Source organism: Caproiciproducens galactitolivorans (genome assembly GCF_026672255.1).
Taxonomy (GTDB): Bacteria; Bacillota; Clostridia; order Oscillospirales; family Acutalibacteraceae; genus Caproiciproducens; species Caproiciproducens galactitolivorans_A.
This window is the reverse complement of the sequence record NZ_JAPOHA010000029.1, coordinates 1-472: the sequence shown is the minus strand read 5'-3', so window position 1 is coordinate 472 and position 472 is coordinate 1. Positions and strand designations below refer to the sequence as shown.

General features: G+C 43.2%; 1 protein-coding gene. It reads right to left on the bottom strand.

Annotation, left to right across the window (positions count from 1 at the left end; all coding sequences use genetic code 11):
• Window positions 1-103 precede the first annotated feature (103 nt).
• A partial coding sequence (locus OUY18_RS13800; RefSeq protein WP_268059358.1) for a DUF4368 domain-containing protein occupies window positions 104-472 on the bottom strand: 369 nt, incomplete at its 5' end.

Sequence of the window (472 nt, the reverse complement as noted above, 5' to 3'; positions counted from 1 at the left end):
TTGCAAATAATTTCGGATACATTGGTGTCCTGTCACCCGCACCATGCCGAGTGTTCTTATAGCATTTGAAAATGCCGTAAGGACACTCGCTTTTTTTATATGCTTATCCTGCCATTTGCGCTTGGGAGTAGCTTACGGCTACTCCTTTTCTTGTCTGTATCAGAACATCCGGTTCCGGCAGAGATGAAACATCCGGTATTTCAATGGAACCGATACAATTATAATGAATGGTCAGCTTTTGGACGTATACGCCGTTTACCTTTTCGGCCTGATGAACTTCAATGTGATTGATCAGCTCATTCAGCATACTCGGTGTGAGCTTTCTGGCTCTGGTATATTTACGCACGGTGGCAATGAACATATCTGTGCCTGCTGTCCGATGGCTTTCCTTATCAAGTTCGGTTCTGAGAATTTTTATCCGACCTGACAGATCGCTCTGTTCATCTTCATACTGCTTGTTCATTTTTGAAAA